The sequence below is a fragment of the Cystobacter fuscus DSM 2262 genome (genome assembly GCF_000335475.2).
Lineage (GTDB): Bacteria > Myxococcota > Myxococcia > Myxococcales > Myxococcaceae > Cystobacter > Cystobacter fuscus.
In genome coordinates, this window is record NZ_ANAH02000008.1 from 324,205 (window position 1) to 349,830 (window position 25,626).

At 67.4% G+C, this 25,626-nt stretch carries 19 protein-coding genes and 2 rRNA genes; 10 read left to right on the forward strand and 11 right to left on the reverse strand.

The window, feature by feature from the left end:
• Positions 1 to 94: 94 nt before the first annotated feature.
• Positions 95 to 1,030, forward strand: coding sequence for a LysR family transcriptional regulator (locus D187_RS16205; RefSeq protein ID WP_002629304.1), 936 nt, complete (start codon positions 95 to 97; stop codon positions 1,028 to 1,030).
• A 38-nt stretch (positions 1,031 to 1,068) separates the two neighbouring features.
• On the opposite strand, the gene D187_RS16210 is transcribed toward D187_RS16205, so the two are convergent.
• Positions 1,069 to 1,611: an ester cyclase gene (locus tag D187_RS16210; RefSeq protein ID WP_211241532.1), complete on the reverse strand. Its 543-nt coding sequence runs from the start codon at positions 1,609 to 1,611 to the stop codon at positions 1,069 to 1,071.
• Between the two features lie 618 nt (positions 1,612 to 2,229).
• Between D187_RS16210 and srmL the strand changes: the two genes are divergently transcribed.
• From srmL to D187_RS55170, 3 genes are all read left to right on the forward strand, one after another.
• On the forward strand, positions 2,230 to 3,372 hold the full coding sequence (gene srmL, locus D187_RS16215; protein ID WP_043430031.1) for a PheS-related mystery ligase SrmL: 1,143 nt from the start codon (positions 2,230 to 2,232) through the stop codon (positions 3,370 to 3,372).
• A 94-nt stretch (positions 3,373 to 3,466) separates the two neighbouring features.
• Positions 3,467 to 4,912, forward strand: a complete 1,446-nt coding sequence (locus D187_RS16220; RefSeq protein WP_020918073.1) for a cytochrome c peroxidase — start codon at positions 3,467 to 3,469, stop codon at positions 4,910 to 4,912.
• 12 nt (positions 4,913 to 4,924) lie between these two features.
• Positions 4,925 to 5,077 (forward strand): hypothetical protein, encoded by a 153-nt coding sequence (locus D187_RS55170; RefSeq protein ID WP_002629308.1) that lies wholly within the window; start codon positions 4,925 to 4,927, stop codon positions 5,075 to 5,077.
• Between the two features lie 24 nt (positions 5,078 to 5,101).
• Here the strand turns inward: D187_RS55170 and D187_RS16225 are convergent, their stop codons facing one another.
• Complete coding sequence (locus D187_RS16225; RefSeq protein ID WP_002629309.1) at positions 5,102 to 6,106, reverse strand: 3-oxoacyl-ACP synthase III family protein; 1,005 nt, start codon at positions 6,104 to 6,106, stop codon at positions 5,102 to 5,104.
• 364 nt (positions 6,107 to 6,470) lie between these two features.
• Here D187_RS16225 and D187_RS16230 point away from each other — a divergent pair, with 364 nt between their 5' ends.
• The gene (locus D187_RS16230) at positions 6,471 to 7,688 is read left to right on the forward strand and encodes a LamG-like jellyroll fold domain-containing protein (RefSeq protein ID WP_081713714.1); all 1,218 of its coding nucleotides are present in this window, start codon (positions 6,471 to 6,473) and stop codon (positions 7,686 to 7,688) included.
• Here the strand turns inward: D187_RS16230 and D187_RS16235 are convergent.
• On the reverse strand, positions 7,672 to 8,619 hold the full coding sequence (locus tag D187_RS16235; RefSeq protein WP_002629311.1) for a PEGA domain-containing protein: 948 nt from the start codon (positions 8,617 to 8,619) through the stop codon (positions 7,672 to 7,674). The two genes, D187_RS16230 and D187_RS16235, sit on opposite strands and share 17 nt — an antisense overlap.
• A complete protein-coding gene (locus tag D187_RS49970) occupies positions 8,616 to 10,160 on the reverse strand; it encodes a serine/threonine-protein kinase (RefSeq protein WP_002629312.1) in 1,545 nt (514 codons plus the stop codon). The genes D187_RS16235 and D187_RS49970 overlap by 4 nt, the downstream gene beginning before the upstream one ends.
• Before the next feature lie 232 nt (positions 10,161 to 10,392).
• Between D187_RS49970 and D187_RS16245 the strand changes: the two genes are divergently transcribed.
• The gene (locus D187_RS16245) at positions 10,393 to 11,634 is read left to right on the forward strand and encodes a sigma 54-interacting transcriptional regulator (protein WP_002629313.1); all 1,242 of its coding nucleotides are present in this window, start codon (positions 10,393 to 10,395) and stop codon (positions 11,632 to 11,634) included.
• Between the two features lie 3 nt (positions 11,635 to 11,637).
• Here the strand turns inward: D187_RS16245 and D187_RS16250 are convergent, their stop codons facing one another.
• Positions 11,638 to 12,657, reverse strand: a complete 1,020-nt coding sequence (locus tag D187_RS16250; protein WP_002629314.1) for a serine/threonine-protein kinase — start codon at positions 12,655 to 12,657, stop codon at positions 11,638 to 11,640.
• A gap of 381 nt (positions 12,658 to 13,038) precedes the next feature.
• Here D187_RS16250 and D187_RS16255 point away from each other — a divergent pair, with 381 nt between their 5' ends.
• The 4 genes from D187_RS16255 (at position 13,039) to D187_RS16270 (ending at position 17,907) form a co-directional block, all read left to right on the forward strand.
• Positions 13,039 to 13,458 carry a ribosome-binding factor A gene (locus tag D187_RS16255; protein WP_002629315.1) on the forward strand — a complete coding sequence of 140 codons (420 nt, stop codon included), beginning with the start codon at positions 13,039 to 13,041 and terminating at the stop codon, positions 13,456 to 13,458.
• Entirely contained in the window at positions 13,455 to 14,618 is a 1,164-nt protein-coding gene (locus tag D187_RS16260) for an RtcB family protein (RefSeq protein WP_002629316.1), read from the forward strand. Before D187_RS16255 ends, D187_RS16260 begins: the two co-directional genes overlap by 4 nt.
• A gap of 178 nt (positions 14,619 to 14,796) precedes the next feature.
• Positions 14,797 to 16,059: a hypothetical protein gene (locus tag D187_RS16265; RefSeq protein ID WP_002629317.1), complete on the forward strand. Its 1,263-nt coding sequence runs from the start codon at positions 14,797 to 14,799 to the stop codon at positions 16,057 to 16,059.
• 144 nt (positions 16,060 to 16,203) lie between these two features.
• Positions 16,204 to 17,907, forward strand: a complete 1,704-nt coding sequence (locus tag D187_RS16270; RefSeq protein WP_051256391.1) for a serine/threonine protein kinase — start codon at positions 16,204 to 16,206, stop codon at positions 17,905 to 17,907.
• Here the strand turns inward: D187_RS16270 and D187_RS49975 are convergent.
• The 6 genes from D187_RS49975 to D187_RS16300 form a co-directional block, all read right to left on the reverse strand.
• The gene (locus D187_RS49975; protein ID WP_002629319.1) at positions 17,893 to 18,918 is read right to left on the reverse strand and encodes a hypothetical protein; all 1,026 of its coding nucleotides are present in this window, start codon (positions 18,916 to 18,918) and stop codon (positions 17,893 to 17,895) included. The genes D187_RS16270 and D187_RS49975 overlap by 15 nt on opposite strands.
• Positions 18,919 to 19,193: 275 nt before the next feature.
• The gene (locus tag D187_RS16280) at positions 19,194 to 20,015 is read right to left on the reverse strand and encodes a cyclase family protein (protein WP_002629320.1); all 822 of its coding nucleotides are present in this window, start codon (positions 20,013 to 20,015) and stop codon (positions 19,194 to 19,196) included.
• Positions 20,016 to 20,181: 166 nt separating this feature from the next.
• Positions 20,182 to 20,805: a TIGR02265 family protein gene (locus D187_RS16285; RefSeq protein ID WP_051256388.1), complete on the reverse strand. Its 624-nt coding sequence runs from the start codon at positions 20,803 to 20,805 to the stop codon at positions 20,182 to 20,184.
• A 96-nt stretch (positions 20,806 to 20,901) separates the two neighbouring features.
• Positions 20,902 to 22,071 carry a pyridoxal-phosphate-dependent aminotransferase family protein gene (locus D187_RS16290; protein ID WP_043430036.1) on the reverse strand — a complete coding sequence of 390 codons (1,170 nt, stop codon included), beginning with the start codon at positions 22,069 to 22,071 and terminating at the stop codon, positions 20,902 to 20,904.
• A gap of 159 nt (positions 22,072 to 22,230) precedes the next feature.
• Positions 22,231 to 22,347 (reverse strand): 5S ribosomal RNA (rrf, locus tag D187_RS16295).
• Positions 22,348 to 22,516: 169 nt separating this feature from the next.
• A 23S ribosomal RNA gene (locus tag D187_RS16300) occupies positions 22,517 to 25,483 on the reverse strand.
• Between the last annotated feature and the right edge of the window lie 143 nt (positions 25,484 to 25,626).

Below are 25,626 nucleotides of genomic sequence, written 5' to 3' on the forward strand. Positions count from 1 at the left end.
AAGACATGGGCGTGGGGCTCGCGTCCCCTCCTCTCCAGTGCCAGCCAGGGGAAGCGGACGCTCCCTTGTTCGAACGGGTAACTATACTCCGGTCATGATCGACAGCCTGCTCGACGTGACCGTCTTCACCCGGGTGGTGAGCGCGGGGAGCCTCTCGGCCGCGGCGAGGGAGTTGGGAATGTCGCTCGCCGTCGTCAGCAAGCGCCTGGCGCGGCTGGAGAAGCGGCTCGGGGTGCGGCTCGTGAACCGCACCACCCGCAGCCTGAACCTGACCGAGGAGGGTGCCGAGTTCCATGAGCGGTGCGTGCGCGTGCTCGACGAGATTGGTGAAGCGGAGGAGAAGGTGCGCTCCCTGCGGCGTGGGGCGAGCGGACTGCTGAAGGTGACCGCGACCGCGGCCTTCGCCCGTCGGCACCTCGGGCGGCTCATCCCCCTCTTCCTGGAGCGCTATCCCGACATCCGTGTGCAGCTCGACGTCTCGGACTCGGTGATCGGCCTCGTGGAGTCGGGCTACGACGTCGCCATCCGCTTCGGCGCCCTGCCCGACTCGAGCCTGATCGCCAGACGACTCGCGCCCAATCACCGGGTGGTGTGTGGAGCGCCCTCCTATTTCGCCAGGAAGGGCAGGCCCCGGCGCCCCGCCGATTTGAAGAACCATGACTGCATCGCCTTCGGCAACCCGCCGAACCAGGACTGGCAATTCGAGGGGCGCGGTGGAGAGACGACGACGGTGCGCGTCGCGGGCTCGCTCGTGACCAACAATGGCGAGGTCGCGCACGAGTGGGCGCGCGAAGGCGGTGGGCTCGTGCTCAAGTCGATCTGGGACGTCGGAGTGGACCTCGATGCCGGACGGCTCGAAGTGGCACTGCCCGATTACCGGGTCCCCGCCGCTCCCATCCACGCCATCTACCCCCACACCCGCGGGGTCGCGGCGAAGGTGAAGGTCTTCATCGAGTTCCTCGGCGGAGAGCTTCGCGCGGCCTACCGGTGGGACGGCATGGACCGGGTGGAGAACTCCGCCTCCACGTGAGGGCTCGCGAGAGGCCCCGCTCGTTCCGGGACGCGCGCTCAGGGCGTCACGACGGCGCCGATCCTCGTGAGGAACGTGAGGTTGTCCTCCAGGTGCCAGTTCGTGGAGATGCGGCCATTCTTGATGGTGTAGATGTCCACGGCGTCGAATTGGATGGAGCGGCCATCGCCCTGGATGTCACCGAACCGGCCGGTGAAGTGGCCGGTGAAGCGCAGGCGGCTGATGACCTGCTCTCCCACCACCCAGGCCTCCTCGACCGAGACCAGGAGGTCCGGCACCGCCGCACGGAAGGCGCGCGAGGCGACGATGGGACCCGTCGGTCCTTGCGGTCGGCCCTCGGGAAGGTTCAGGTCGATGAAGTTCTCGGCGAGCGCCGCCCGGGCGTACGCCTCCTCCCCCGTGTTCCAGAAGGCGTAGTAGCGCCGTGCCGCCAGAAGCTGCGTGTACGTCTGGTAGTGGGTCAGGCCCCCATCCACCGTGAGCTTCTTGGGCTGAGGCAGCTCCTCGGCCGCGAGAGTAGACGAGCCAACGAGGGTGGCGAAACCGACAAGGGCGGCCAGGATGTGAGTCGCGATACGCATGGGCATCTCCCGTGATTGAGCGTGTTCGTCACGCGTCGTGGGATGAATGAATGCGTGAAACGCGCGGCACCGGAAACGGCTGGGGCGTGAAGGGTGCCTTTCGTTTTTGGAAAGGGTGGGCTTCACGTGAACCCCGCTGGCGGCCGCGTTCCCCAACCAGAAGAACGGCGAGCCGCCCTCCTTCACCAGGAAGCGCTTGTTGTTGCTCACGCGCAGCTTGGGAAGCGCCGCCAGGGCGGCCGTGTCCATGCCCGTGCCCTCCGTGTCCGGCGTCGAGCCCGTCTCCGGCATGTCGAGCGGCGTCTGCTCGGATCCACCAGTATTGCGGAAATCAAGAGGGTCGGGATTGATTGAAACCCGGAGTGCGGTTACATTGAGCAAGCAATGATTGTCCTGACGTGCCAGCGTCGATTTAGCCGCCCCCCGAGCCCCATCAGGTGCCGGGAGGCCGTGCTGCGTCGCTAGCCCGTTCTCCCTCGGCGGATCGCCTCTCGGCGTGACGCCCACCTGGACCAGGGGTTCGGGGGGTGTCCGAGCGTGGCGCCGCCTGCTCCTCCGCTCGAGGACCCGGCGTCGCCTGGAGCTGTCTTCCTTCCACTCCAGTCCGAGAACCCTTCCATGTCCGTCCGTATCCTCAGCACCGACGCTGTCCGCTATGCCTTGTCCATTCGCGACCTGACCGATCCCTCCTCCGGCCCGCATGCCATGCAACGGCTCGTCGACGACGTGCTCGCCGCCCTTCGCGAAGCGTGGCGTTGTGACGTGCGGCTGCAGCGGCGAAGCCCCATCGTCTCCGTCTCCGACAATTATGATCGGCTGCGCTACCCGCCCGACGGTGCCGCCCGCGACGAGCGCTATACACGTTATGTCTGTGACACCGCGCTGCTGCGCACGCAGACCTCGGCGATGATTCCGCCGCTGCTGCGCCAGCTCGCCAACACGCCCCCCTCCCCCGAGGACGTGCTACTCGCCTGTCCCGGGCTCGTCTATCGCCGTGACAGCATCGATCGGCTGCACACCGGCGAGCCCCACCAGATGGACCTCTGGCGCGTGCGGCGGGGCGCTCCGCTCGGCGTCGAGGCGCTGCGCCACATGGTGGAGACGGTGGTGCGCGCGCTGCTCCCCGGGCGGGAGTGGCGCGTCACCCCGGCCCGGCATCCCTACACCACGGAGGGGCTGCAAATCGACGTCCACCAGGGCGGAGAGTGGGTGGAGATTGGCGAGTGTGGCCTCGCCCACCCCGAGCTGCTCGCCGAGAGCGGGCTCGATACGGCGCGCACCTCGGGACTGGCCATGGGCCTGGGGATGGATCGCCTCCTCATGCTGCGCAAGGGCCTGGACGACATCCGCCTGCTGCGCGCCGAGGATCCGCGCATCCACTCACAGATGCTCGACCTGGAGCCCTACCACGAGGTGTCCTGCATGCCCGCGGTGCGCAGGGACCTGTCCCTGGTGCTCGAGGGAGACGCCACCAGCGAGGAGCTGGGAGACATGGTGCGCGCCGCGCTCGGCCCCCAGGCCGAGGTGGTGGAAGCCGTCGAGGTGCTCTCGGAGACGCCCTACGAGGCGCTGCCCCCCGCCGCCGTGGAGCGGCTCGGCATCTCCCCCGGGCAGAAGAACGTGCTGCTGCGCGTGGTGCTGCGCGCGCTCGATCGCTCACTCACCCACGCCGAGTGCAACGAGTTGAGGGACCGCATCTACGCGGCCCTGCACCGAGGCAGCGCCTGGCAGTGGGCATCGGCCTCCGCGCCTCATCCGTGACGCGTGACGTGGAAACCTCGAGCCCCCGGTGACACCTTCGCGGCTCCCCGGTGTTTTCTGGAGAATTCCTATTCCTCACCGGGGAGCAGCACTCATGGTTTCCAATCGATTCCTCGCGAGTCTGGCCAGTGCGCTGGCATGGGGCGGACTCGTGGGTTGTTCGAACCCAGCTCCAGACGTGGATGGCGCGCGGGCCACCAACGCCCAGGCCATGACCGAAGCCCAGGCCCCCCTGGGTCACGTCGCCGCCGGCAAGCGTCTCTTCAGCGAGGCGTTTCCCCAGACCAACGGGCGCTCCTGCGCCACGTGCCACACCCTGAGCGAACACACGACGCTGAGGCCCACGAGCGTCGAGGCGCGACTGGCCGCCAACCCGGGGGATCCACTCTTCCGACGCATCGACGCGGACGACCCCGACGCGGCACAGCCCACGTATGAGCATCTCAAGAAGGGCCTCGTCCGTGTGGTCCTACCACTCCCCAGCAACATGGATGTCATCGACGACGCGGGCAACGTCATCACCCCCGCCGACCGGAAGATCTCCGTCTGGCGTGGAGTGCCAACCATCGAGGACATGGCGATCTCCGGGCCGTATCAGCTCGATGGCCGGGCGGCCACGCTGGAAGAGCAGGCACGGGCCGCGATCCTCAGTCACAGCGAGGGACACGAGGTGGGGCCCGCGCCGCTGAAGCAGATCGCCGACTTCGAGCGGAGCGTGTTCTCGTCACCCCGGGCCCAGTTCGTCTCGAAGCTGCTCGAGGCCGGCGTTCCCCACGACCAGATTCCCAATCCCGAGGACTTCATGTTGCTCTCCGCCCAGGAGCAGCGTGGCCGCGAGGTCTTCGAGCTGGCCTGCGCGGCATGTCATGGCGGCCCCACCACGAACCAGATCACGAACCGCGCCGTCCACGCGTCACTCTCCGCCGCGCTCAAGCCAGACGGCAACGTCCTCTTCACCCAGGTGCCAGGACAGGGGCCCGTCCCCGTGCGGGTACCTCGCCCGGGCAACGAATTCGTGAACATCGGGTTCGGGGCGCTCTCCTATCTCGGGCAGCTCGGACAGCTCCCGCTGTACACCTCCTCCGTGGAGCTGCCGCGCTACCGCTTCCGCTTCTATACGGACGGCACGCGCCAGCACGCCGTCACTGAACTTCCGCCCATCCCGGTCACGGCCAGTGGTGAGCCCTTCGATCCAACTCCGGCACTCGACGAGAACGGACTGCCCATCGTCGGTCCCAACGGCCTGCCCCAATGGTTCACCACCGATCCCGGCCGCGCGCTCATCACGGGAGAGCCCTCGGATTTCGAGGCCTTCGACGTGCCGTCGCTTCGGGGCATCGCGGGGACGGCTCCGTATTACCACGACAACAGCCACGAGACCCTGCGCGACGTCGTCGACGGCTACAGCCGGCTCATCCTCCCCTTCACCGTGGCGATGAACCTGCCGCCCGTTCACCCCCCCGAGACACCCGGAGGTCTGCCCGAGGCGCTCAACCCCGAACAGAAGCGGGACCTCCTGGAGTTCTTGAAGCGGCTGTGAGCGCGTCCTCGGGTGTTCTGCCTGGATCTGCGCTGCAACGAGCGGATCGAGTCGGCGACGAATCTGGCCGGCCGGAATGCCCTGGACGAGAACCGGCAACTCCTCGAACGCATGGCCCGCTTCGCGACCGAGGCACTGGGTCTCGACCTCGGCCCAAAAGAGTGAGCGGGCGCGGTGCCACGCGCGGGACTACTCCGTGCGGCAGCGCTCCAGCAGGGCGCCCGCCCAGGTGAGGCCGCTGCCCACCACCGCGAGCGCCACCGCGTCCCCCACCTGGGGGTTGTCCCAGTTCTCAGAGAGCACGGTGGGCGCGCCCGAGGCGCCGCAGTTGCCGCGGTACTCCACGTTGGAGAAGTGGCGCGCGTCGGCGACCTCGGTGCGCCGTTGCACCGATTCCAGCATGCGCAGGTTCGCCTGGTGCCCGATGAGGCTCAGCCCCTCCGGGGTGCGCTCCGGCGAGGTGGCGAGGTAGTGCGCGCGCAGTTCGAGGAAGGTCTCACTGGCGCGCTTGATGGCGAAGGCCTGGACAGCGGCGCCCTGCTGGGTGAAGTGGCCGGCGCGGGGCACCTTCACCTTGTCCGCGCCCGAGGGGCTTCCACCGAGCAGTGTCTGGGTGATGCGCCACGGTCCGGGGATGCGCGGGCTGAGCAGTGCGGCGCTGGTGCCGTCGCCCCACAGCACGCAGCTCGAACGGTCCGAGTAGTCCACCACGCGGGTGGAGTTCTCCGGGTTCACCACGAGGATGAAGTCCGGCAGGCGCTCCGGCCGCATGCCCGCCAGGAAGTGGAGCTGGGCGCAGAAGGACGAGCAGGCGGCGTTGAGATCCATGGACGGCGCCTCGATGCCCAGCGCCTCGGCGATGCGACAGGCCTCCGCTGGAATGCACTCGTCGGGTGAGCAGCCGCCCGCCACCACCATTCCCACGTCCTTCACGTCACGTCCCGCCCGCTGGAGCGCCATCAACGCCGCTCGCTTGCCTGTCTCCGCGTTGGAATACAGCGCGGCCTCCAGCGCTCCGCGCACGTCCCGGTTACGGGTCTCGCGGATGTAGTCGAGCGGTAGCACCGTGTGCCGGGTGCGGATGCCTACCCGCTCGACGATCCAGGAGTCGTTCGTCTCCAGGCCAATGTCCTGGAAGAACGCGTTGGTGATGAGGTTCTCCGGGTGGAAGTGTCCGAGTGCGTGGAGGAACATGGCCGTCCTCTACCCACGCCATGTCAGCGCCATGCCACGGCCGCGCGGATTTCACACGAGTGTCACCGTTTGACGCGGCGCACCACCCGCGCGCATCCCGTCCGGCTCCCGAGGCCCGGGAGAGCGTTTCGCCAGGGCCTCGGCTGGGGGCCTGGTGGCGAAGGCAGACAGGAGAGCGCCGTCCTGTCGAGTGAACAGCTCTTGTCCACGGCGGAGGTCGGGGGCCTCGCACGAGCGGGCCCGCCAGCAGCGTGACACCAGACAAGTCCCTGAAACTCCTGGAACACGTGAATTGGCCTCGAACTTGCTCCCGGGTGGCGGACCACGAGGTCCCAACTCAACACCGCTGCTAGACTTCGTCAGGATGAGCACTGAATGGGTCAGACACTCGTGGGGGGGCCTCGTGCTGGGAGGCTGCGTGCTGCTCCAGCCCGTGTCCGCGGCCGCCGCCTCCGACTGGTTCTCGGATGACTTCGAAACGGGAGCGCTGATCGCGCCCGAGGGCCGGTGGGACAATGCGAGGAGCATCAGCCCCAACACCCTCGTCAACGGGGCGGAGGGAGCCCACCGGGGGCAGTACGGCCTCACCCTGATCGACAGGAACAACAGCAACGTCTCGGAATACCAGGGGGGCGCCGACTTCGCGAACACCCCCCTGACCTCGGAGTTCTTCATCCGCTCGTGGATGCGCCTGCGCGACGTCGGCAACCCCGGGAAAGTGGTGGCCATCCAGGCCAATCCGATGAAGGTGGAGCTGCGGCTCCTGGCGCCGGACCCGATCTGGGAACTGTCCGTGAGGAAAGGCACGGAGCAGACCTACGCCAGCGTGCATGGAACACGGGTGGAGCAGGATCGTTGGTACCTGGTCGAGTTCAGCGCCCGGGGGCTGAGAACCACCCACGGAGAGGCCAGGTTGTGGGTGGATGGCGTCGAGCAGGGGTCGAGCGAGGAGCGCACCACGCTCTCCGGACTCGACTGGCGCGATGCGATCTACGTGTTGGAGTGGCTCCAGGTGGGCGAGCCCTGGACGGACCAGGGGTACTTCACCGGCTCCATCGACTTCGACGACGTGCGGGTGAGCGCCACGCCCATGGCGAGCCGGCTGCGACTCCAGCGGACGGAGGACACGGGCGCGGCCTCGGGGTGCCTCGCCGTGGACGTGTCCTTGCGGAGCTCCGCCACCGGGGCGCTCGCGCCCGCGCCCTACGAGACGGAGGTGTCCCTGTCCACGACGGCGGGAGAGGGCCGCTACCACGCGGACGGGACCTGCAAGTCCCCGGTGGAGCGCGTGCGTCTGCCCACGGGGACCTTCGAGCGGCGCGTGTACTTCCGTCCGGGGGGTTCCCCGGGAAGGGTGACGTTGGCGGCCTCGCATCCGGACTTCCTCCCCGCGACGCTCCAGGTGGAGGGAGATGGGAGCGCAGTGGGAGACGAGGACGGCGGCGCGGCGGGGGGACCCTGGACGATGGGCCTGGGTTGCTCCTCGGCGCCAGGGGCTCTCGTGTCGCTGCCGGTGCTGCTGTGGCCCTGGCTCCTACGGAGTCGCCGGGGTCGGCCGGGGGCGGCTACCCGCCAGGAGTGAAGCGCAGGCCGGTGACGCCCAGCAGGTGCGCGGTGCCGTACGAGGCGTTCGCCGGCAGCAGGCGTCCGCTCACCTCCACGAAGAGGTCGAGCTTGCTGGACAGGGGGAGGCTCGCTCCGGCGGACAGTCCGCCGCCGAAGAGGAACGGCCCTCCCAGGGCGTACCCATCCAGCGAGAGGGAGAAGGTCAGCGGCCCCACGAGCTTCGGCGCCTGGGCTCCCAGTCGCGCGGACGCCCCGAACCGGCGGCCCACGGTGGCGTTGAGCTCGCCATAGACATACGTGCCCGCCAGCCTCGCTCCGGCCTCCAGTCCCACGCCCGACAGGGGTGACAAACCCAGCGCGGCCCGGGCCTGGACGCTGAAGGCGGGTACGGACCAGGGCGCCTCCTTCGAAGCCACGGGAGGAAGGACGACGCGCACCTGCTCCGTCCGGCCGGGCCGCACCTTGACCTGGAGCAGGGTCCTTCCCTCGTCCACGTCCAGCGTGTGCGTTCCGATGGGGACCGGACCCCGCCAGGGCGATTGTCCGAGCGGTTGTCCATCCAGCCGAAGCCGTGCGCCGGAAGGCTCGACCTCCACGGCCAGCTCGCCCCGGAGCCGCTCACGCAGGCTCTCGAAGCGCGCCACCACGGTGGGCTGCACGCGCTCCGGCTCCAGACGCACGTCCGGGTCCGACTCGAGCGCCTGGGCGAAGGCGGCCTCCATCTGCGAGTAGCGACGGAGCGCCGCGTATGCCTCGCCCCGGACCAGGAGCAGCCGCGCGCTCCGCGTCTCGTCCCGGGTCTTGCGCAGTCCCGCGTCCACACGGGAGAGCGCGGACTCGAAGTCCCCTTCGGACAGGGCCTCGAGCGCCGCATCCAGCTCGCGATGCTCGTCGGCGGGCGAACCAGCGGCGAGCAGCAGCGACATCACCAACAGGGAAACGCTCATTCGTGAAGCTCGATGCGTACCACTGCTTTCGTACCCGGCAAAACCTCAACGGGGCGTTCCTGTGGGAAGAAGCCGTCGCGCTCCACGCGCACGGAGTGACGTCCCGCGGGCAGCTCGAGCGACACCGGAGTGGCCCCGTGGTGCTTGCCGTCCACGCTGACGTTGGCCCAGACCGCCCGGCCCTGGTGCAGGGTCACCACGCGCACCTCGCCCCTGCCCTGCTTCGTCTTCTGGCGGGAGTCACCTCCCACGGTGGAGGACACGAGCGGGGCCCGCGCGCCCCGGGTCCGGCCGGGCGCCGTCGTCGGGGATGCGGGCGTATTGGAGACGGGTGCGCTGGAAGCGGGAGCCCCTGGCTCTGGAACCAGGGCGGCCGCGGTCGCCACGCCCGGAGCGGCGGGGGCCGCGTCGAAGTCCCTCGCCGGAGTGGAGTCCCGAACCGGGAGAGCTTCCCGCGCCAGGCTCGGAGTGGCGGCGGCGGGCCTGGCCGGAGCGGCAGACTCGGAAGAGACCGAAGCCGTCACCGCGGGCGGGGCCGGGGCCTCCGCCGTGCGGCGATGCGTGAACGTCGTGAGGAGGAGCGCGCCCACGCTCGTCCCCCCCAACAGCACCAGGGACACGCGCCGCACGTGCTTCCCACGCCCCGCGGAAACGGGCGCTGGAGGAGGCGTCGAAGTGGAGGACGCCAACGCCACCGGCGGGCTCGTGCTCGTGCGCTCCGCGTCCTCCAGCGCCGCGAGCAGCACGAGAGCACTCTCCTGGCGCTGCTCCGGATTCATCGCGGTGGCCTGGACGAGAACCTCCACCCAGGAGCGCGGAAGCCACGGGGCCTGGGCCTGGAGTGCCGGAACCGCGGCCCGTGGCCCCTCGCCGAGCAGCCGGCACGTGCTCGACGGAGGCAGCCCCGTCAAGGCCTCCAGCAGCACCAGCCCCAGGGAGAAGATATCCGCGCGGCTGTCGACGGGCTCGCCCCGGGCCTGCTCCGGCGCCATGTAGCTGGGCGTGCCAAGCCGCGCGCCGGTCCGGGTGAGCTCCTCGCCGCGGTGCTCCCAGAGGATGCCGAAGTCGAGCAGCGTGGCGTGCCCACCGGGCGAGACGAAGATGTTGCCCGGCTTGATGTCGCGGTGGACGCAGCCGCGCTGATGGATGAAGTCCAACCCGGCGCACAGCTGCCGCGCCAGGGCGAGCACCTCCGGTACCGGCATGGGCCCGGGCACCGAGCGCAGGTAGCGCGCCAGGGACATGCCCTCCAGGTGCTTCATCACGATGAAGGGACGCCCACCCTCGCGGCCCACCGCGTGGATGGGGGTGATGTGCGCGTGCTCCAGCCGCGCCATCGCCCGCGCTTCCCGCTCGAAGCGCGCCACGCTCTCCGGGTCCTCGCACAGCGGCTCGTGGAGCAGCTTGATGGCCACGGTGCGCTCGAGCGCGAGATCCCGGGCCCGGTACACCTGGCCCATGCCTCCGGCTCCCAGCAGTGCCTCCAGCCGCCACTTGCCCTCCAGCACGTCCCCCGGGGCGAGCGACGGCCGCATCGGCATATGCGGGCGCCCTTCCGCTTCCCCGGCGTGCTGGGTGATGGCGGTGCACTCCGTGCAGGCAGCCCCCTGAAAGGGGACGGGCAGCCCGCAGGTAGCGCACGAGGAGGCTTGCTTGTGGGGATGCATGGGGGGCTCTATGTTGCCATACCGCATGGTCTTCTCCTCCACCGAACCATTGACCCCCGGTGCCCTGGCGGAGGGGCGACCAGCAACGCGGGGTCCTCGATTCCGCGTGGTGGTGGAGACGGGGCCGGACGCGCGGAGGGATCTTCCCCTCGAAGGCACGTTGCTGGTGGGCACCCAGGTGGAAGGCGGCCTGCGGCTGAGCGATCCGACGGTGTCGCGGGTCCACCTGGAACTCCAAGCCCGGCCGGAGGGCGTGCGAGTCCGGGACGTGGGCTCGCGCAACGGCACCTGGTCGCTGGGCGTGCGGATCCACGAGGTCACCGTCGCGGGCGAGGCCCGCTTCACACTGGGCAAGACGACGCTGCTCGTCCTGCCCGAGACGACCGAGGAGGCAGCCGAGCCCGCGCCCCTCACCACCTTCGGCCGCGCGCTGGGGCAGAGCGCCGCGATGCAGAAGCTGTTCGGCGTGCTGGAGCGCACCGCGCGCTCCTCCTTCTCCGTGCTGTTGCTCGGCGAGACGGGCACCGGCAAGGAGCTGCTGGCCGAGGCGATCCACCGGGCCTCGCCCCGGAACAACCAGCCCTTCGTCATCGTGGACTGTGGGGCGGTGGTGCCCTCGCTCATCGAGAGCGAGCTGTTCGGGCACGCGAAGGGGGCCTTCACGGGCGCACATGCCGAGCGCCAGGGACACCTGGTGCAGGCGGATGGCGGCACGGTCTTCCTCGACGAGGTGGGCGAGCTTCCGCTGGAGCTCCAGCCGAAGCTGCTCCGGGTGCTGGAGTCGGGCACGGTGCGCCGGGTGGGCGACAACGCCGCGAAGGACGTGGACGTGCGCGTGGTGGCGGCCACGCACCGCGACTTGAAGGCGGAGGTGGCCGCGGGGCGCTTCCGCGCGGACCTCTACTACCGGCTGGCGGTGGTGCCGGTGCGCGTCCCCGCGCTGCGCGAGCGCGCGGAGGACATCCCCCTGCTGGCGCGGCACCTCTTCCAGCAGGCCGGTCAGCCCGACTTCCCCCTCACCGAGGAGCTGGTGCAACGGCTGGTGGGCTACGACTGGCCGGGCAACGTGCGCGAGCTGCGCAACTTCGTGCACCGGGTCCTCGCGGCGGGAGACGCGGAGCTGCCGGACGCGAGGCCAGTGAGCGCGGTCACCGCGACCGAGGACTTGAGCGGCCTGACCTTCAAGGAGGCCAAGGAGCGGATGGTGGAGGCCTTCACCCGCGAGTACCTGACGGCGCTGCTCGCACGGTGCGGCAACAACATTTCGGAGGTGGCGCGCACGGCGGGGATGGCGCGCAGCCACGTCCACGGACTGCTCAACCGCTACGGGCTGAAGGCGGGAGACTGAGCGTCAGCCCTTCGTCCCATGGGTCGGGCGGGACACGTCGGCGGTGTGGGTGACGGTGGCGCCCTCCCGCGCGCGGTCCTGGCCCCAGGCGAGGCGCCCGGAGCCGGGGAGCCAGGGAGCCACCAGCGTGGCCAGCTCGGGCAGGCCCACCAGGGGGGCCTCGGCGCGCAGGGCGAGGTCGAGCGACGTGCGCAGCTCCATCAACGAAGGGCGCCGCGAGGACTCCTTGGCGAGGGCCGCCGTCACGCCGCGCTGGAGCGCCTCGGGCACGGCGGGCCGCACCGCGCCGAGTCCGCGGGGGACTTCCTTCAACACCGCTTCCATCGTCCGCACCGGAGTTTCCCGCCGCAGGGGCTGCACCCCCGAGAGCAGCTCGTAGAGCGTCAGCGCCAGTCCATGCACGTCCGTCTGACCATCCAGCGGCGCCTCGCGAAGCTGCTCGGGCGCGGCGTATTCCAGACGGGCCTTGACCCGGCCGGGCTGCGTCTCCGTCAGCCGTCCACTCCTGCGGGCGATCCCGAAGTCGAGCAGCTTCACCGCTCCGGTGTCGGCGATCATGATGTTGCCGGGATGGAGGTCCCGGTGGACGAGCCCCAGGGGTTGACCCTCCCGGCCCCGGAGGACGTGCAGGTAGGCCAGACACTCGGCCACGTACGTGGCGATGCGCGCCGCGTGGGCCCAGGGCAGCGGCCCCTGCCCCGCGGCTCGGCGTGCCTCCAGGAGCTGCGCCAGGGTGAGGCCGTGCACGTAATCGAACACGAGGAACAGCAGCCCATCCTGCTGGCCGAAGGTGCGCAGCCGCGCCAGGAACGGATGATGGAGCAGGGTGGACAGGTGGGCCTCGTCCAGGAACTGCTTCACCCAGGTCTCGTCTCCGGCGACCTCCGGACGCATCCGCTTGAGCGCCACCAGCCGGTCCGGCCCCACCCCACCCTTCACCTCCGCGAGGAACACCTCGGACATGGCGCCCATGGCCAGACGCTTGAGAAGGACGAAGTCATCGAGGCTCGGTGCCTGTTGCATGGAAGACTCCAGGCTACTCATTTCCAGCGCCAACAGGACATCGGGTGGCATGGCCGCCCGGGTGCGCGTTCCGGGCCGGGCGTTGACTCGAGCGAGATGCGGTGGCACCTTGCGCCCATTGGATCGTGCGAATGACTCGCGCGGCGGGAGGTGTGCCATGGGAACTGTACTGAACGGTGCCTCGGGTCGCTCCACGCCGACGCTCGCCTGACCGGGCGCGCTCCGCTCCCTCGCTGAAGTCGAGACGAACGGGCCTGCCGCCTTCGGTGCGCGGGTGCCGGCACGGAGTTCTGTCGATCTGACCTGGCCGACGTGTCTTCCGCGTGCTCCGCGTCTGGGGCTGCTGGGGCGCGTGCGGCCTGACGGGAACCGTTTGTCTTCATGACTTCTTCCAAGCATCGCCGTGGCCGCGCCTCGCGTAGGGGCGCGGATTCTTCCCTGCTGTCTTCTGAAACCGATTCCATCCCCGCGCGCCATCTGCGCGTCCAGTCCACCCTGTTCCAGGAGGTGTCCCGCCTCTTCCGTGGAGAGCTGTCCGATCCCTTGCTCGAGGGCGTCGCGGTGACGTCACTCGAGCTCACGCCGGACGGGCGCAACGCCCGTATTGGCTTCACCCTGCCCCCCGATGTCGCGGCCACCGGACCTGTGCCGGTCGAGAAGGCCCTCGAACGCGCGAGCGGATTCATCCGCGCGCAACTCGCGCTGGGGTTGGATCTCAAGCGGGTGCCGCACCTGCGCTTCATCTACGTGGGCGAGGCGCCCGCCTGGCGCGAGGAGCACGAGGAAGGGGGTGAGGCATGATGCCGCGCGTCCTCGAAAGCCCACCGGGGGCCGTCCCCATCCTCGCCTGGGCCCGCGCGGTGCCGGCGGGCGCGGTGAAGCAACTCCAACACATCGCGAGCCAGCCCTACGTCGTCGAGCACGTATCGGCCATGCCGGATGTCCACATGTCCGAGGGGGTCGCGGTGGGCACCGTCTTCGCCACCGAGCGCCACATCGTCCCCGGGGCGCTCGGGGGCGATCTCGGCTGCGGGGTGAGCGCCGTGCGCTTCGACTACCCCGCCTCGGCGATCGATCGAGCGGGGCTGACACGCCTCCTCGCCGCGTTCGCGCGGGCCGTGCCCGTGGGCGACGCGGTGCACCGGGGACGAGGGCTGCCACTGCCACTGCCACCCGGGCTCGAAGAAGCGCGCCTGTCCACCCACCGCCTCCAGCGCGAGTGGGAAAGACTGGCGCCCAGACATCTGGGAACGCTCGGGGGTGGCAACCACTTCCTCGAGTTGGACCGGGATGCGGGGGGAGACCTCTGGCTGTTGCTGCACACGGGCTCACGGGGCGTCGGTGCCGCCATCGCCGCCCACCATGTGCGAGTGGCCCAGGCCCAGGGAGAGGGCTCGCTGCCCGGCCTGAGCACGGACACTCCCGAGGGCGCCGCCTGCCTCGCGGATACCGGGCTGGCGTGTCACTTCGCCCGCGCCAATCGCGACATGCTCCTGTCTCGCGCGGGAGCGGTGCTCGCCGACATGCTCGGGAGGGAACCGCTGCCGGACTCCCGCGTGGACGTCCACCACAACCACGTCGCGGCCGAGCAGCACTTCGGCCGCGTGTTGCTCGTCCATCGCAAGGGGGCCATCGGTCTGGCACCCGGACAGACAGGCCTCATCCCCGGCAGCATGGGAACGGCCTCGTACCTCGTCACGGGAAGAGGCGAACCGCGCTCCTTCGGCTCGTGCTCGCATGGGGCGGGCCGGGTGATGACACGCAAGGAGGCTCGAGCCCACATCCGTCCGGACGCACTGGAGCACGCCTTGCGCCGCGTGGTGTTCGACATGGGACGCGCCGCCTCCCTGGTCGAGGAGGCTCCGGCCGTCTACCGCGACATCACCGAGGTACTGGAGGATGAGGAAGAGCTCGTGACGCCGTGGCTGCGGCTCACGCCCATCGCGGTGCTCAAGGGCTGAACAGTTCGCCGTGTCGACGATCCGCGTGGAGGGTGCGGGCGTCGACACGTTGGGTCTAGATTCTCCCGGTATGACACGGGGATCGAGACTCAAGACCAGCCTGGCCGTGCTCCTCCTGGGCGCATCCGGGTGCAAGCGGGCTCCGCCCCCCGAGTGGGGCGGAGAGGTCGTCGAATGGATGGATCCTGCTTACGAGGATCCGGAGCCCGAGGTCTCCGACCCCGAGGCGGTCTTCGAGCCCCTGCGGACCCCTCCACGAGCCTCCAGCTTCCTCGTGCTGGGGGGCGGAGGAGAGCCCGCCAGCAATGAGATCGCCCTGGAGAAGAACGTCCTCTACTTCCAGCGGACGCTGCGATCACTCGGACTCGCCCCCGAGTCGGCGTCCATCTATTTCGCCAACGGGACGGACGGAAAGGCCACGGTCCGCTACCGCGCCACGGGCAAGAGCGCACACGATTCGTTCAAGTCCCTGGAGATTCCCCACCTCAAGGGAGCGGCGACGCTGGAGCACTTCCTGGAGTGGCTGGAGGACAAGGCCCGGAACGCGCCCGAGCGACCGGTCTTCCTCTACTTCACGGGCCATGGGGGAATGAACGGCAACAACCTGAACAACAACCACCTGGCGCTCTGGGACTCGGACACGCTGACGGTGCGCGCCTTTGGCCTCTTCCTGGGCCGGCTCCCGAGCACCACCCCCGTCGTCACGATGATGTCGCAGTGCTACTCCGGCTCGTTCGCCAACTTCATCTACCAGGACGCCAACCCACGACGTCCCGTGGTGGCGCAGCCCCGTTGTGGCTTCTTCGCCACGGTGGAGTACCTCCCCTCGGTCGGGTGCACCCCGGAGGTGGACGAGGCGGATTACCGGGACTACAGCTCCAGCTTCTTCGCGGGGCTCGCGGGCGTCAGCCGGACGGGGAGCGCGGTGGCCTCGGCCGACCATGACGGGGATGGACGGGTGAGCTACGCCGAGGCCCATGCGTTCGCCAAGGTCGATGGCGAGACGACGGACCTGCCCATCTCCACGTCGGAGGCCTGGCTGCAGCAGCGCGTCAGGGGCGCGGACATGAGAGCCTTCCTCTCCAAGCCTATTCTCGACGTGTCGCGCACCGGGCGCCCCGAGCAGCGCTATGTCGTGGAGTCACTCGTGCGCAGGCTGCGCTTCATCGCCGAGCGCTCCTGGCTCGACAACCTCCAGGCCGTGGAACTGAAGACGGCGGAGAGCGAAGCGGATGCCATGCGCCTGCGCATGGAGCTGCTCAACATCGGCATGGAGCACAAGGTCCGCGCATCGGGAAGTGCTCCGGCGCTCGCCGTCCTCGATCGTCTGCTCCAGTGCGAGCGCGGCTCCTGGGACTCGCCACCGGGCAGGACCCCGGCTCCGGTCCCCTCTCCGCCCTCCGCGGCCAGCCAGGATCACGACAAGGGAAACGCCACCTGATATCCCCTGGCCCGGCCGCGTGAGGAGAGAGCCCCACGGGTGCCCGGACCGGAGCGCGAGCTGCGGAGTCGTTGGGAGAGAGCGTTGGACGCGACACAGCAGGTGGGGAAGTATCAGTTGGTCCGCAAGCTCGCCGCGGGAGGCATGGCCGAGGTGTTCCTCGCCAAGGCCGCGGGGCCCATGGGTTTCGAGAAGACCCTGGTGCTCAAGCGCATCCTGCCCCAACTCGCGCAGGAGCCCGCCTTCATCCAGATGTTCCTGTCCGAGGCCAAGCTCGCCGCCCGGCTGACGCATCCGCACATCGCGCAGATCTTCGACTTCGGCGAGGCCGATGGCGCCTACTTCCTGGCCATGGAGTACATCGACGGCCCCAGTCTGCGCGCGCTCATCAAGCGCGCCGCGGCCCAGGGACTGGCCCTGCCGCCCGCCATATGCGCCCGGCTCATCGCCGACGCGTGCGAGGGGTTGGCCTTCGCCCACGACTTCGCGGACCCCGACACGGGCGAGCCCCTGGGGCTCATCCACCGGGACATCAGCCCGGACAACATCCTGCTGTCCCGGCAGGGAGCGGTGAAGGTGGTGGACTTCGGCATCGCCAAGGCCGCCGGGCAGGCCCACAAGACCGAGAGCGGCGTCATCAAGGGCAAGCTGGCGTACATGCCGTCCGAACAGATACGGGCCAGGGAACTGGACCGGCGTGTGGATGTGTACGCGCTCGGGGTGGTGCTCTACGAGCTGCTCACGGGCCAGCGCCCCTTCATCTCGGACACGGACGCCGGGCTGATGCAGGCCATCCTCTACGAGCAGCCCATTCCCGCGGCCCGGCTCCGTCCGGATCTGCCACAGCCCCTCAGGCGGATTCTCGGCAAGGCACTCGCCAGGGAGCGCGAGCAACGCTACCCGGACTGCCACGACTTGCAGGCGGACCTGGAGAGCTTCATCGTCTCCGCCGGCAAGCCCGTGACGACGCAGCAGGTGGCCCAGCTCATCCGGGCGACCTCGGACACGCCGATGCCGGCCATGACACCGGCCCCCATGCCGACGGCTTCCGAGCCACCGAACCTCGCCAGGAGACGCCCCTCCTCGAGCACGAACGAGGCGCTGACCGCGAAGCAGCGCGCGTCCCCACCCTCGAGGGACATCCCCAACACCCTCGTCACCCCGCTCCCCCGGAGCGTCGAACTCGAATCAACGCGCCCGTCACGGCCCACCCTGCCACCCGTCCCCGCGTCCTCCCCCGACATGGAGGGCCAGGAACCACAGCCGATGACGGAGGCGGCGCGTCAGACGGCCGTGCCGCCACGCCCTTCGGGTGCCGCCGCGGCCGTGCGACGCCCCGTCATGTCAGCGGAGAAGCCCCGCACCTCGAATCGGTGGGGGCCCGCGCTGCTGGGCGGCGTGCTGCTGGCGACGTGCGCCGGCGGCGTGGTGCTCTGGCGGACGAAGACCCAGCCGGAGGTTCAAAGCCCCGCACTCATGCCCGGGAGCGCACCCGAGCCCCAGGTCGCGGCCCCACCAGCGCCCAGCGCGGGCGAGTCGACTCCGCGCGCGGAAACCCCGGCGCAAAGGGGGCCTCCCGTGGCGGCTCCGGAGCCCGCCGGACAGAGGGAAGACAGGAACTCCGCGTCGGTCGCGCCCATCGTGGAATTGCGCGTCCATCCCTACGCCGTGGTTTTCGTGGATGACGTGCGTCTGGGCGTAACTCCCTTGGGGGGGCCGCTGAAGCTGAGCCCAGGGCGCCACACCCTGAAGCTGGTCAACGACAAGATTCCCAGGACGAAGGAGATCATCCTCGACGTGAAGGTGGGAGCGAACAGCTCCCTCCGGGTCAATCTACTCGCGGAGTGAGGCTTCGAGGCTTCGCTGCACAGGCGGCGAAGCCTCGCGAGGCTTCGCTGCCCAGGCGTCGATGCCTCGCGAGGCTTCCTCCAGAAGATTGCTGGAGTCGGCTTCCCGGACCTTCTGGCCCAACTGGAACAGCTCGCTCTGGGCGGTGCTCCTGCTGGCCTCAGCCATATCCGTGGTCCGCGCCTGAAGCGCAATCAGCCGGATCATGAGCCGTTCGCACTCCGCGGCGACAGCCGCCCGGCATCCGAACAGATTCGCTGGTGGCTCCTGAACGGGCGGGTTCACGGCCACCGCGACGGGCGCGTCGGGAAGTGGCACGTCCTGATCCTCGTCCCCGACTTCCCAGAGCTCTTCCGGCACAGAGGATTTCGCCTGGAGCCAGTCCTCGGAGGAGGGATAGAGGGCGAACTGGTGGGCGAGTTGGTCGATCTTCTGGCTGACACGCACCCACTCGGTACTCGTGCCCGCCTCCGCGACCTGCTCCTTCAAGGTCGCGATGGCTCCGGAGACGACCGCGCTTCGAGGAATCCCGCGCGCGCACAGCATCTGCTCCATCGAGGCGAGGCGCCACGACTGCTGGGCCTTCAAGGTCCGGCCCTTGGCCGCGATGAGTGAGGATGCGCACTTCGACGAGGCTTTCTTCGTGGACGAAGGCGCTGAGGGGGTGCCACTTGTCGCAGCGTTCTGGTGGGCCTCGAGCGATTGGAGCATCTCCTGCTGGACCGTCTTCCGGATGGTCTCGAAGTGGGCCACGACCTTGGGGGAGACCTCCCCGGGAAGCTGCTCATTGGGCCGGAGCATCAGCGCCACCAGGAAGGCCTCTCCGGATTCATCGCTCTTCCCCATCTCGTACAAGATGATGCCCTCGTAGAGGGACAGGGTCACGAGTGCGGACGTGCTCAACGAGCGCTTACGCGCGTCTCCGATTTGATCGAGAGCCTGCTCAAGATCCATCTCCTCGACGAGGCCGCTGATCTTGCCAATCGTGTTCTTGTATTCGACGGCCCCCACTCCCTCCGCATGCGCGGGCGAATGCGGTGCCCAGGCAAGGAGAAGACCGAGGACAGGGACGAGTCTCTTGTGGACCATGGCACTCACGTGACGACGCATCGTCTGGAGAGGGGGGGGATGGTGGGGCTGCCCTCGAGTAGAAGGCCAATCTCCCCCGCTGGCAACATGAATGCGCTGTCCAGGTGAAGGAACCCTGAGTGCAAGGATTCCCTCACTTTCAATGCCTCCCGGGAAAACTCAAATCCACACGTTGACGCAGCCAGGCAACAGGGGTGTCACGGGACGATGGCGAAGGCACGCGCCGGGAAGCCCAGACCATTGGCCACCTTGGGCCAGGTCACGACGATCAACGCCCCCGTGGGCGGCACCTTGTCCAGGTGGGCCATGACCTCGATCTGATAGCGCCCCTGGCCCAGCACCCACTTCTCCGCGTCCAGCGTCGAGGTGATGTCGGTGTCGAGCGACTCGTGACCGATGGCCGTGATTTTCCTCTTCTCGAAGAGGAACTGGACGGCCGCCAGGGACCAGGCCGGGAAGGGGTGGCGCTTGAAGCGCTCGGGATTGCCAAAATCCTTGTACATGTCGGTACGCAGCGCGGCGAAGGAGCCCTCCGGCACGCGGCCGTGCTTCTTCTCCCAGTCCAGGATGTCCTGCACGGTGATCGCGTGGTTGGGGTCCTTGCCGAGCAACGGGGTGATGTCGAGGACCACCAGCGGAAGGAGCATCTCCCGCAGGGGGATCTGATCCAGGGTGATTCCGTTCTCGTGGAAGTGCGCGGGAGGATCCACGTGGGTGCCGTACTGACCCACCATGGAATAGAAGGTCGTGCGGAAGCCATCCTTCTCCAGGGTGTAGGGCCGGTAGGTCTTCGGATCCGACGCGGTGGTGAAGGTGGCCTGGCCAAAGCCCTGCCATACCGGCGTGCTGGGACTGAAGCTGTGGGTGAGATCGACCATCTTGCGGGAGGCGAGCGCCTTGTAGGCCTCGGCCAGACTCGGCCCCTCGGCCTGTACGGCCGTGGCTCCCAGGACCAGCGAAAGCGCGAGCAGATCACGCGCCAGGGTTTTCTTCTCGAACAGACGACGCAACACGGACATGGCTGTCTCCAGTGAAAGAGAGTTCCAGACTAAGCCATGTCATGGGCCAGGCACCGCGTGGAATGCGAATGTCACGGTGGAGCTCGCTACCGCGAGGGGTGCTTCTCAATCGCAGACAGGTGAGAAGCCCTTTCCGGGACGCGTTCCGGCGCTCCTGGGGGAACGCTCATTCCCAGGAGAATTCAAACTCATAATCGAGGGTGGACGGCTGGCGTCCGCTGATCTTCACGTTCTGGGCGCCCATCCGGTCGAGCGTGGCCCGCAGGCCTCCCTCGTGGTACGCGCGGGGAATGAAGTTGCGCGTGAGGAGGAGCCGGCCCGTCGTGGGCCCATCCCACACCAGTTGGCGAGTCCCATAACTCGTCGTCATCCGGTAGATGCCCTGAATGCTGATCATCAGGCTCCGGGTGTCCTGACCGGTGAGGTGCTTCAACGCCCTGCCCATGAGGGAGTCGAGGAAGTCCGTCATCGCCTGATGTCCCAACAACCACAGGGCCCTGTCGAAGCCGCCGTACCGGGGGCCCAGCACCTGCCCGGCGGCGTAGGTCAACCGGATGAGGGAGCTGATGGGATAGTTGAAGAACTCCACGAAGTGGCGCTCTCCGCTGGCCATCAGGCAGTGCCTCGCGGCCGCTTCGCCATCGAGCGTGCGCACCTTCTCGAGCATGCTCTTGAAGAAGAGTCCTCGCACGGTATCCTGCGGGGTCGCCAGCGCCAGCCGTTGCTCCATTTCCTGCTGCCAGAACAGTAACGACTCACTGTCCGTCAGCCCTTGCGAGATCGTGCTCATGGATTCCCTGTGGCCCTGGGCGAAGCCTCGTCACCCCAGATGGAGGGAGTCTACCACGAGCCCCTCCAGAGCCCCGAGGGTCCCCCCTCGCGCCACTCACCCCGGAGGAAGCAGGGCCGCCTGGGCCGCGGCCACGGCCGAGCCCGGTGCGATACGGTGGCCCGCCACGGCGAGAGCTCGCTCGATGGCCCCCACGGTGGCCAGAACATCCCCTGGGCTCACGACGTTCATATGCCCCACGCGGAAGTAGCGCGTCTTGAGTTGGGGATGGAGGCCGCCAGCGAGCACCACGCCCTGCTCTCGCACCTTTCCCACCCACGTGGCATCCACACCCTCCGGGAAGTAGAGGGCACTGAGGGTGTGAGCAGCCACGGACTCGGACGCGGGCAACGTGCGCAGACCCAGCGCACGCCAGGCGGCCCGGAAGGCCCCCGCCATGCGACGGTGCCGCTCGAAGCGCGCCTCCATGCCCTCACGCAGGAGTTGTCCGAGGCTCACCTCCAGTGCGTACACGAGGTTGACGGGCGGGGTGGCGAAGTACGCGGCCCGGCCCGTCTCATAGGCCTCCATGATGGGAAGCCATTCGGCGAAGTCCGCGTACAAGGAGCGCACGGGCGTGCGGCGGGCGCGCCAGGAGTCCATGGCCCGTCGGCTCACACTCAAGAGCGCCAGTCCCGGAGGCACTCCGAGCGCCTTCTGACTCGCGGTGAGGTAGACGTCCGCGCCCCACGCGTCCTGGTGGAACGTCTCGCCGGCGGTGGCGCACACCCCGTCCACCACGGACAGCACCCCGTGCCGGTGGGCCGCCCGCACGAGCGCCTCCGCCGGTGCGAGCACCCCGGTGCTCGTGTCCACGTGCGTGACGGTCATCAGCTTGAAGCGGCCGCCCGCGAGCAATCGCTCCACCTCCGCCGAGTCCGGCACCTCGCCCGGGCTAGCCCGCGCCTGCACCACCTCGGCCCCGTAGCGCTCGAGCAACGAGGCCATGCGGTCGCTGAAGTAGCCGGTATTCACGACCAGGGCGCGCTCGCCCGGCTCCACCAGATTGGCCACCGCCATTTCCATGGCCCACGTGCCGCTGCCCGCCACCACGAAGGGTTGGGCCGAGGGCGCCAGGCACACCTCGCGCAGGCGCTGGAGGGCGCGGCCAAACACGGCGATGAACTCGGGGGACACGTGGCTGGCCGTCTTGGCGCCCAGCGCGCGCATCACCTCGGGATCGAACTCCACCGGGCCGGGGATCATCAGCAGGTCTCGCTCGCTCATGGAACGAGGGCGTAGCGTGGCGCGGGCACGGACTCCACGGCGAGCGCGAGGGGATGTCCGAAAGCGACAGTGCGGATGCGCGGCCAGGTGCGCGAAGCCCGCAAAGGCGAAGGCCCCGAGTCGACACCTCGCGGTGGGGACTCGGGGCCTTCAAAAAAAATCCGGCAGCGACCTACTCTCCCGCGCGGTTTCCCGCGGAGTACCATCGGCTCTGGAGGGCTTAACTTCCGTGTTCGGGATGGGAACGGGTGGGACCCCTCCGACATTGCCACCGGAAAAACAGGACAGTCCATACGAAGGGTAGGTGAATCAACTTCCACTGCGAAGCTCTCGTGCCTTCTTCCGGGCCCGGCGTCATGCGCGTGGCGCATTCGCTCGGGGCCTCGACCTTGGCCTCGTGTCTCGTGCCCCCCCTCCCTGAGGTGGGGCTGCTGAGAGATTGAGGTAAAGTAAGCCTCTCGACCTATTAGTACCGGTTAGCTCAACGCGTTACCGCGCTTACACACCCGGCCTATCAACGTCGTCGTCTTCGACGGGTCTTCAGGGGCTTGCGCCCGGGATACCTGTTCTTGAGGTCGGTTTCCCGCTTAGATGCTTTCAGCGGTTATCCAATCGACACATGGCTACCCAGCGATGCCTCTGGCGAGACAACTGGTACACCAGCGGTGTCTCCAACCCGGTCCTCTCGTACTAAGGTCAGAGCCTCTCAAGTATCCTACGCCCACAGCAGATAGGGACCAAACTGTCTCACGACGTTTTGAACCCAGCTCGCGTACCGCTTTAATTGGCGAACAGCCAAACCCTTGGGACCTGCTCCAGCCCCAGGATGCGATGAGCCGACATCGAGGTGCCAAACCTCCCCGTCGATGTGAACTCTTGGGGGAGATAAGCCTGTTATCCCCGGAGTACCTTTTATCCGTTGAGCGATGGCCCTTCCATTCAGGACCACCGGATCACTATGACCTGCTTTCGCACCTGCTCGACGTGTCCGTCTCGCAGTCAAGCTCCCTTATGCCATTGCACTCGCCGCCCGGTTTCCAATCGGGCTGAGGGAACCATCGCGCGCCTCCGTTACGTTTTGGGAGGCGACCGCCCCAGTCAAACTACCCACCAGACAGTGTTCCAACTCCCGGTGAGGGAGCATGGTTAGACACCAGAATCCGACAGGGTGGTATTTCACCGTTGCCTCCACCGAACCTAGCGGCCCGGCTTCAAAGGCTCCCACCTATCCTACACAGTCGAACCCTAGTGTCACTGTCAAGTTGTAGTAAAGGTTCACGGGGTCTTTCCGTCTTGCTGCGGGTAAACTGCATCGGCACAGCTATTTCAATTTCGCTGAGTCCCTCTCCGAGACAGCGCGGAAGTCGTTACTCCATTCGTGCAGGTCGGAACTTACCCGACAAGGAATTTCGCTACCTTAGGACCGTTATAGTTACGGCCGCCGTTTACTGGGGCTTCGGATCATCGCTTCACCTTGCGGCTGACGAATCCCCTTAACCTTCCAGCACCGGGCAGGAGTCAGACCCTATACGTCGGCTTCTTGCCTTCGCAGAGTCCTGTGTTTTTGGTAAACAGTCGCTACCGCCATTTCTCTGCAACCTCTTTCGGCTTCGGCTGTACGCCTACACCTACCAGAGGCCCACCTTCTTCCGAAGTTACGGTGGAAATTTGCCTAGTTCCTTGGAGGAGAGTTCTCTCAAGCGCCTTAGGATTTTCTCCTCACCCACCTGTGTCGGTTTGCGGTACGGACACCCTGTAGACTCCCCGCGGAACTTTTCTTGGAAGCCGAGCATCAACGACTTACCCCGTGAGGGGCGCCATGGGGTCTCGGGGATAGCTGCCGCGCCTTTAATCGTACGCGACACCCCTACGCCTTTGGACTGACACAACCACCGGTCAGCTCGCCTAGCTTTCTCCGTCCTTCCTCGGTTCAACGTCTACAAGATGGCGCAGGAATATTAACCTGCTTGCCATCACCTACGCCTTTCGGCCTCGGCTTAGGTCCCGGCTAACCCTGGGAAGATTAACTTGACCCAGGAAACCTTGGGTTTACGGCGAGGGGGTTTCCCACCCCCTTTATCGCTACTCATTTCGGCATCAGCACTCGCAACCGCTCCACCAGCCCTTGCGGTCTAGCTTCTCAGCTGTTGCAACGCTCCCCTACCACTGCATGCACCTGGTGCACGCAATCCGAAGCTTCGGCGCTAGTCTTGAGCCCCGTTACATTTTCGGCGCGGCCTGTCTCGACCAGTGAGCTATTACGCTTTCTTTAAAGGATGGCTGCTTCTAAGCCAACCTCCTGGTTGTCAATGACTTGCCACATCCTTTCTAGTGTTCACTTAGACTAGACTTGGGGGCCTTAGCTGTCGGTCTGGGTTATTCCCCTCTTGCCAATGGACGTTATCACCCACTGACTGCTTCCCGAGCTAACAATTGCTGGCATTCGGAGTTTGGTACGGTTTGGTAATCTGGTGAGACCCCTAGCCGTTCCAGTGCTCTACCTCCAGCATTGAATTACTCGAGACGATACCTAAATATCTTTCGGGGAGAACCAGCTATCACGGAGTTTGATTGGCCTTTCACCCCTACACACAGCTCATCCCAGAAATTTTCAACTTTCATGAGTTCGGTCCTCCATGAGGTGTTACCCTCACTTCAACCTGGCCATGTGTAGATCACCCCGCTTCGGGTTATAATGCACGCAACTGTGTCGCCCGTTTCGGACTCGCTTTCGCTCCGGCTCCACCTATCGGCTTAGCCTCGCTACGTACATTAAGTCGCCGAATCATGATGCAAAAGGTACGCCCTCGCACTGGGTTGCCCCGTAGTGCTCGGACTGCTTGTAGACATGCGGTTTCAGGTTCTTTTGACTCCCCTCACTGGGGTTCTTTTCACCTTTCCCTCGCGGTACTAGTTCACTATCGGTCGCCAAGGAGTATTTAGCCTTACCGGATGGTCCCGGCGGATTCAGGCAGGATTGCACGTGTCCCGCCCTACTTGGGTACCCCGCTCAGCTCCAGTTCGTTTTCGCGTACGCGACTGTCACGCCCTTTGGTCCACCTTTCCAGATGGTTCCGCTAACAAACCGGAGTCCTACCGCGGACCCGCAACCCCGATGCCATTTTCATGACACCGGTTTAGGCTCCTCCCATTTCGCTCGCCGCTACTCTGGGAATCACTCGTTGTTTTCTTCTCCTCAGGGTACTGAGATGTTTCACTTCCCCTGGTTCGCTCCTTCAGTCCTATGGATTCAGACTGAGGTAACGCGGCTTTCACCGCGCTGGGTTTCCCCATTCGGACATCTCCGGCTCAACGTTCGGTTGGCAACTCCCCGGAGCTTTTCGCAGCCACCCACGTCCTTCATCGCCTCTTGGCACCTAGGCATCCACCGCACGCCCTTAGTAGCTTACTTACCTTAATCCCTCATCAGCCCGCCTCCCGGCGGGTTGCATTGAAACTCGAGACCAAGGTCCAGGCCCCGGCTCTTCGCCGCGGACCCGAAAGAATTCACTTGATGCGTCGTTGTGTCCCAACCAGGCCGCTATCGCAGCCGAG

Excerpts from the sequence above, each read along its gene's own strand:
- D187_RS16250 (WP_002629314.1), bottom strand. The coding sequence starts at position 12,657 with ATGCAACAGGCACCGAGCCTCGATGACTTCGTCCTTCTCAAGCGTCTG.
- D187_RS16235 (WP_002629311.1), bottom strand. The coding sequence starts at position 8,619 with ATGAGCGTTTCCCTGTTGGTGATGTCGCTGCTGCTCGCCGCTGGTTCG.
- D187_RS16265 (WP_002629317.1), top strand. The coding sequence starts at position 14,797 with ATGGATCCTGCTTACGAGGATCCGGAGCCCGAGGTCTCCGACCCCGAG.
- D187_RS16210 (WP_211241532.1), bottom strand. The coding sequence starts at position 1,611 with ATGCGTATCGCGACTCACATCCTGGCCGCCCTTGTCGGTTTCGCCACC.
- srmL (WP_043430031.1), top strand. The coding sequence starts at position 2,230 with ATGTCCGTCCGTATCCTCAGCACCGACGCTGTCCGCTATGCCTTGTCC.
- D187_RS16205 (WP_002629304.1), top strand. The coding sequence starts at position 95 with ATGATCGACAGCCTGCTCGACGTGACCGTCTTCACCCGGGTGGTGAGC.
- D187_RS16220 (WP_020918073.1), top strand. The coding sequence starts at position 3,467 with ATGGTTTCCAATCGATTCCTCGCGAGTCTGGCCAGTGCGCTGGCATGG.
- D187_RS49970 (WP_002629312.1), bottom strand. The coding sequence starts at position 10,160 with ATGCCGATGCGGCCGTCGCTCGCCCCGGGGGACGTGCTGGAGGGCAAG.
- D187_RS16255 (WP_002629315.1), top strand. The coding sequence starts at position 13,039 with ATGACTTCTTCCAAGCATCGCCGTGGCCGCGCCTCGCGTAGGGGCGCG.
- D187_RS16270 (WP_051256391.1), top strand. The coding sequence starts at position 16,204 with ATGGCCGAGGTGTTCCTCGCCAAGGCCGCGGGGCCCATGGGTTTCGAG.
- D187_RS16230 (WP_081713714.1), top strand. The coding sequence starts at position 6,471 with ATGAGCACTGAATGGGTCAGACACTCGTGGGGGGGCCTCGTGCTGGGA.
- D187_RS16290 (WP_043430036.1), bottom strand. The coding sequence starts at position 22,071 with ATGAGCGAGCGAGACCTGCTGATGATCCCCGGCCCGGTGGAGTTCGAT.
- D187_RS16225 (WP_002629309.1), bottom strand. The coding sequence starts at position 6,106 with ATGTTCCTCCACGCACTCGGACACTTCCACCCGGAGAACCTCATCACC.
- D187_RS16285 (WP_051256388.1), bottom strand. The coding sequence starts at position 20,805 with ATGAGCACGATCTCGCAAGGGCTGACGGACAGTGAGTCGTTACTGTTC.
- D187_RS16280 (WP_002629320.1), bottom strand. The coding sequence starts at position 20,015 with ATGTCCGTGTTGCGTCGTCTGTTCGAGAAGAAAACCCTGGCGCGTGAT.
- D187_RS16260 (WP_002629316.1), top strand. The coding sequence starts at position 13,455 with ATGATGCCGCGCGTCCTCGAAAGCCCACCGGGGGCCGTCCCCATCCTC.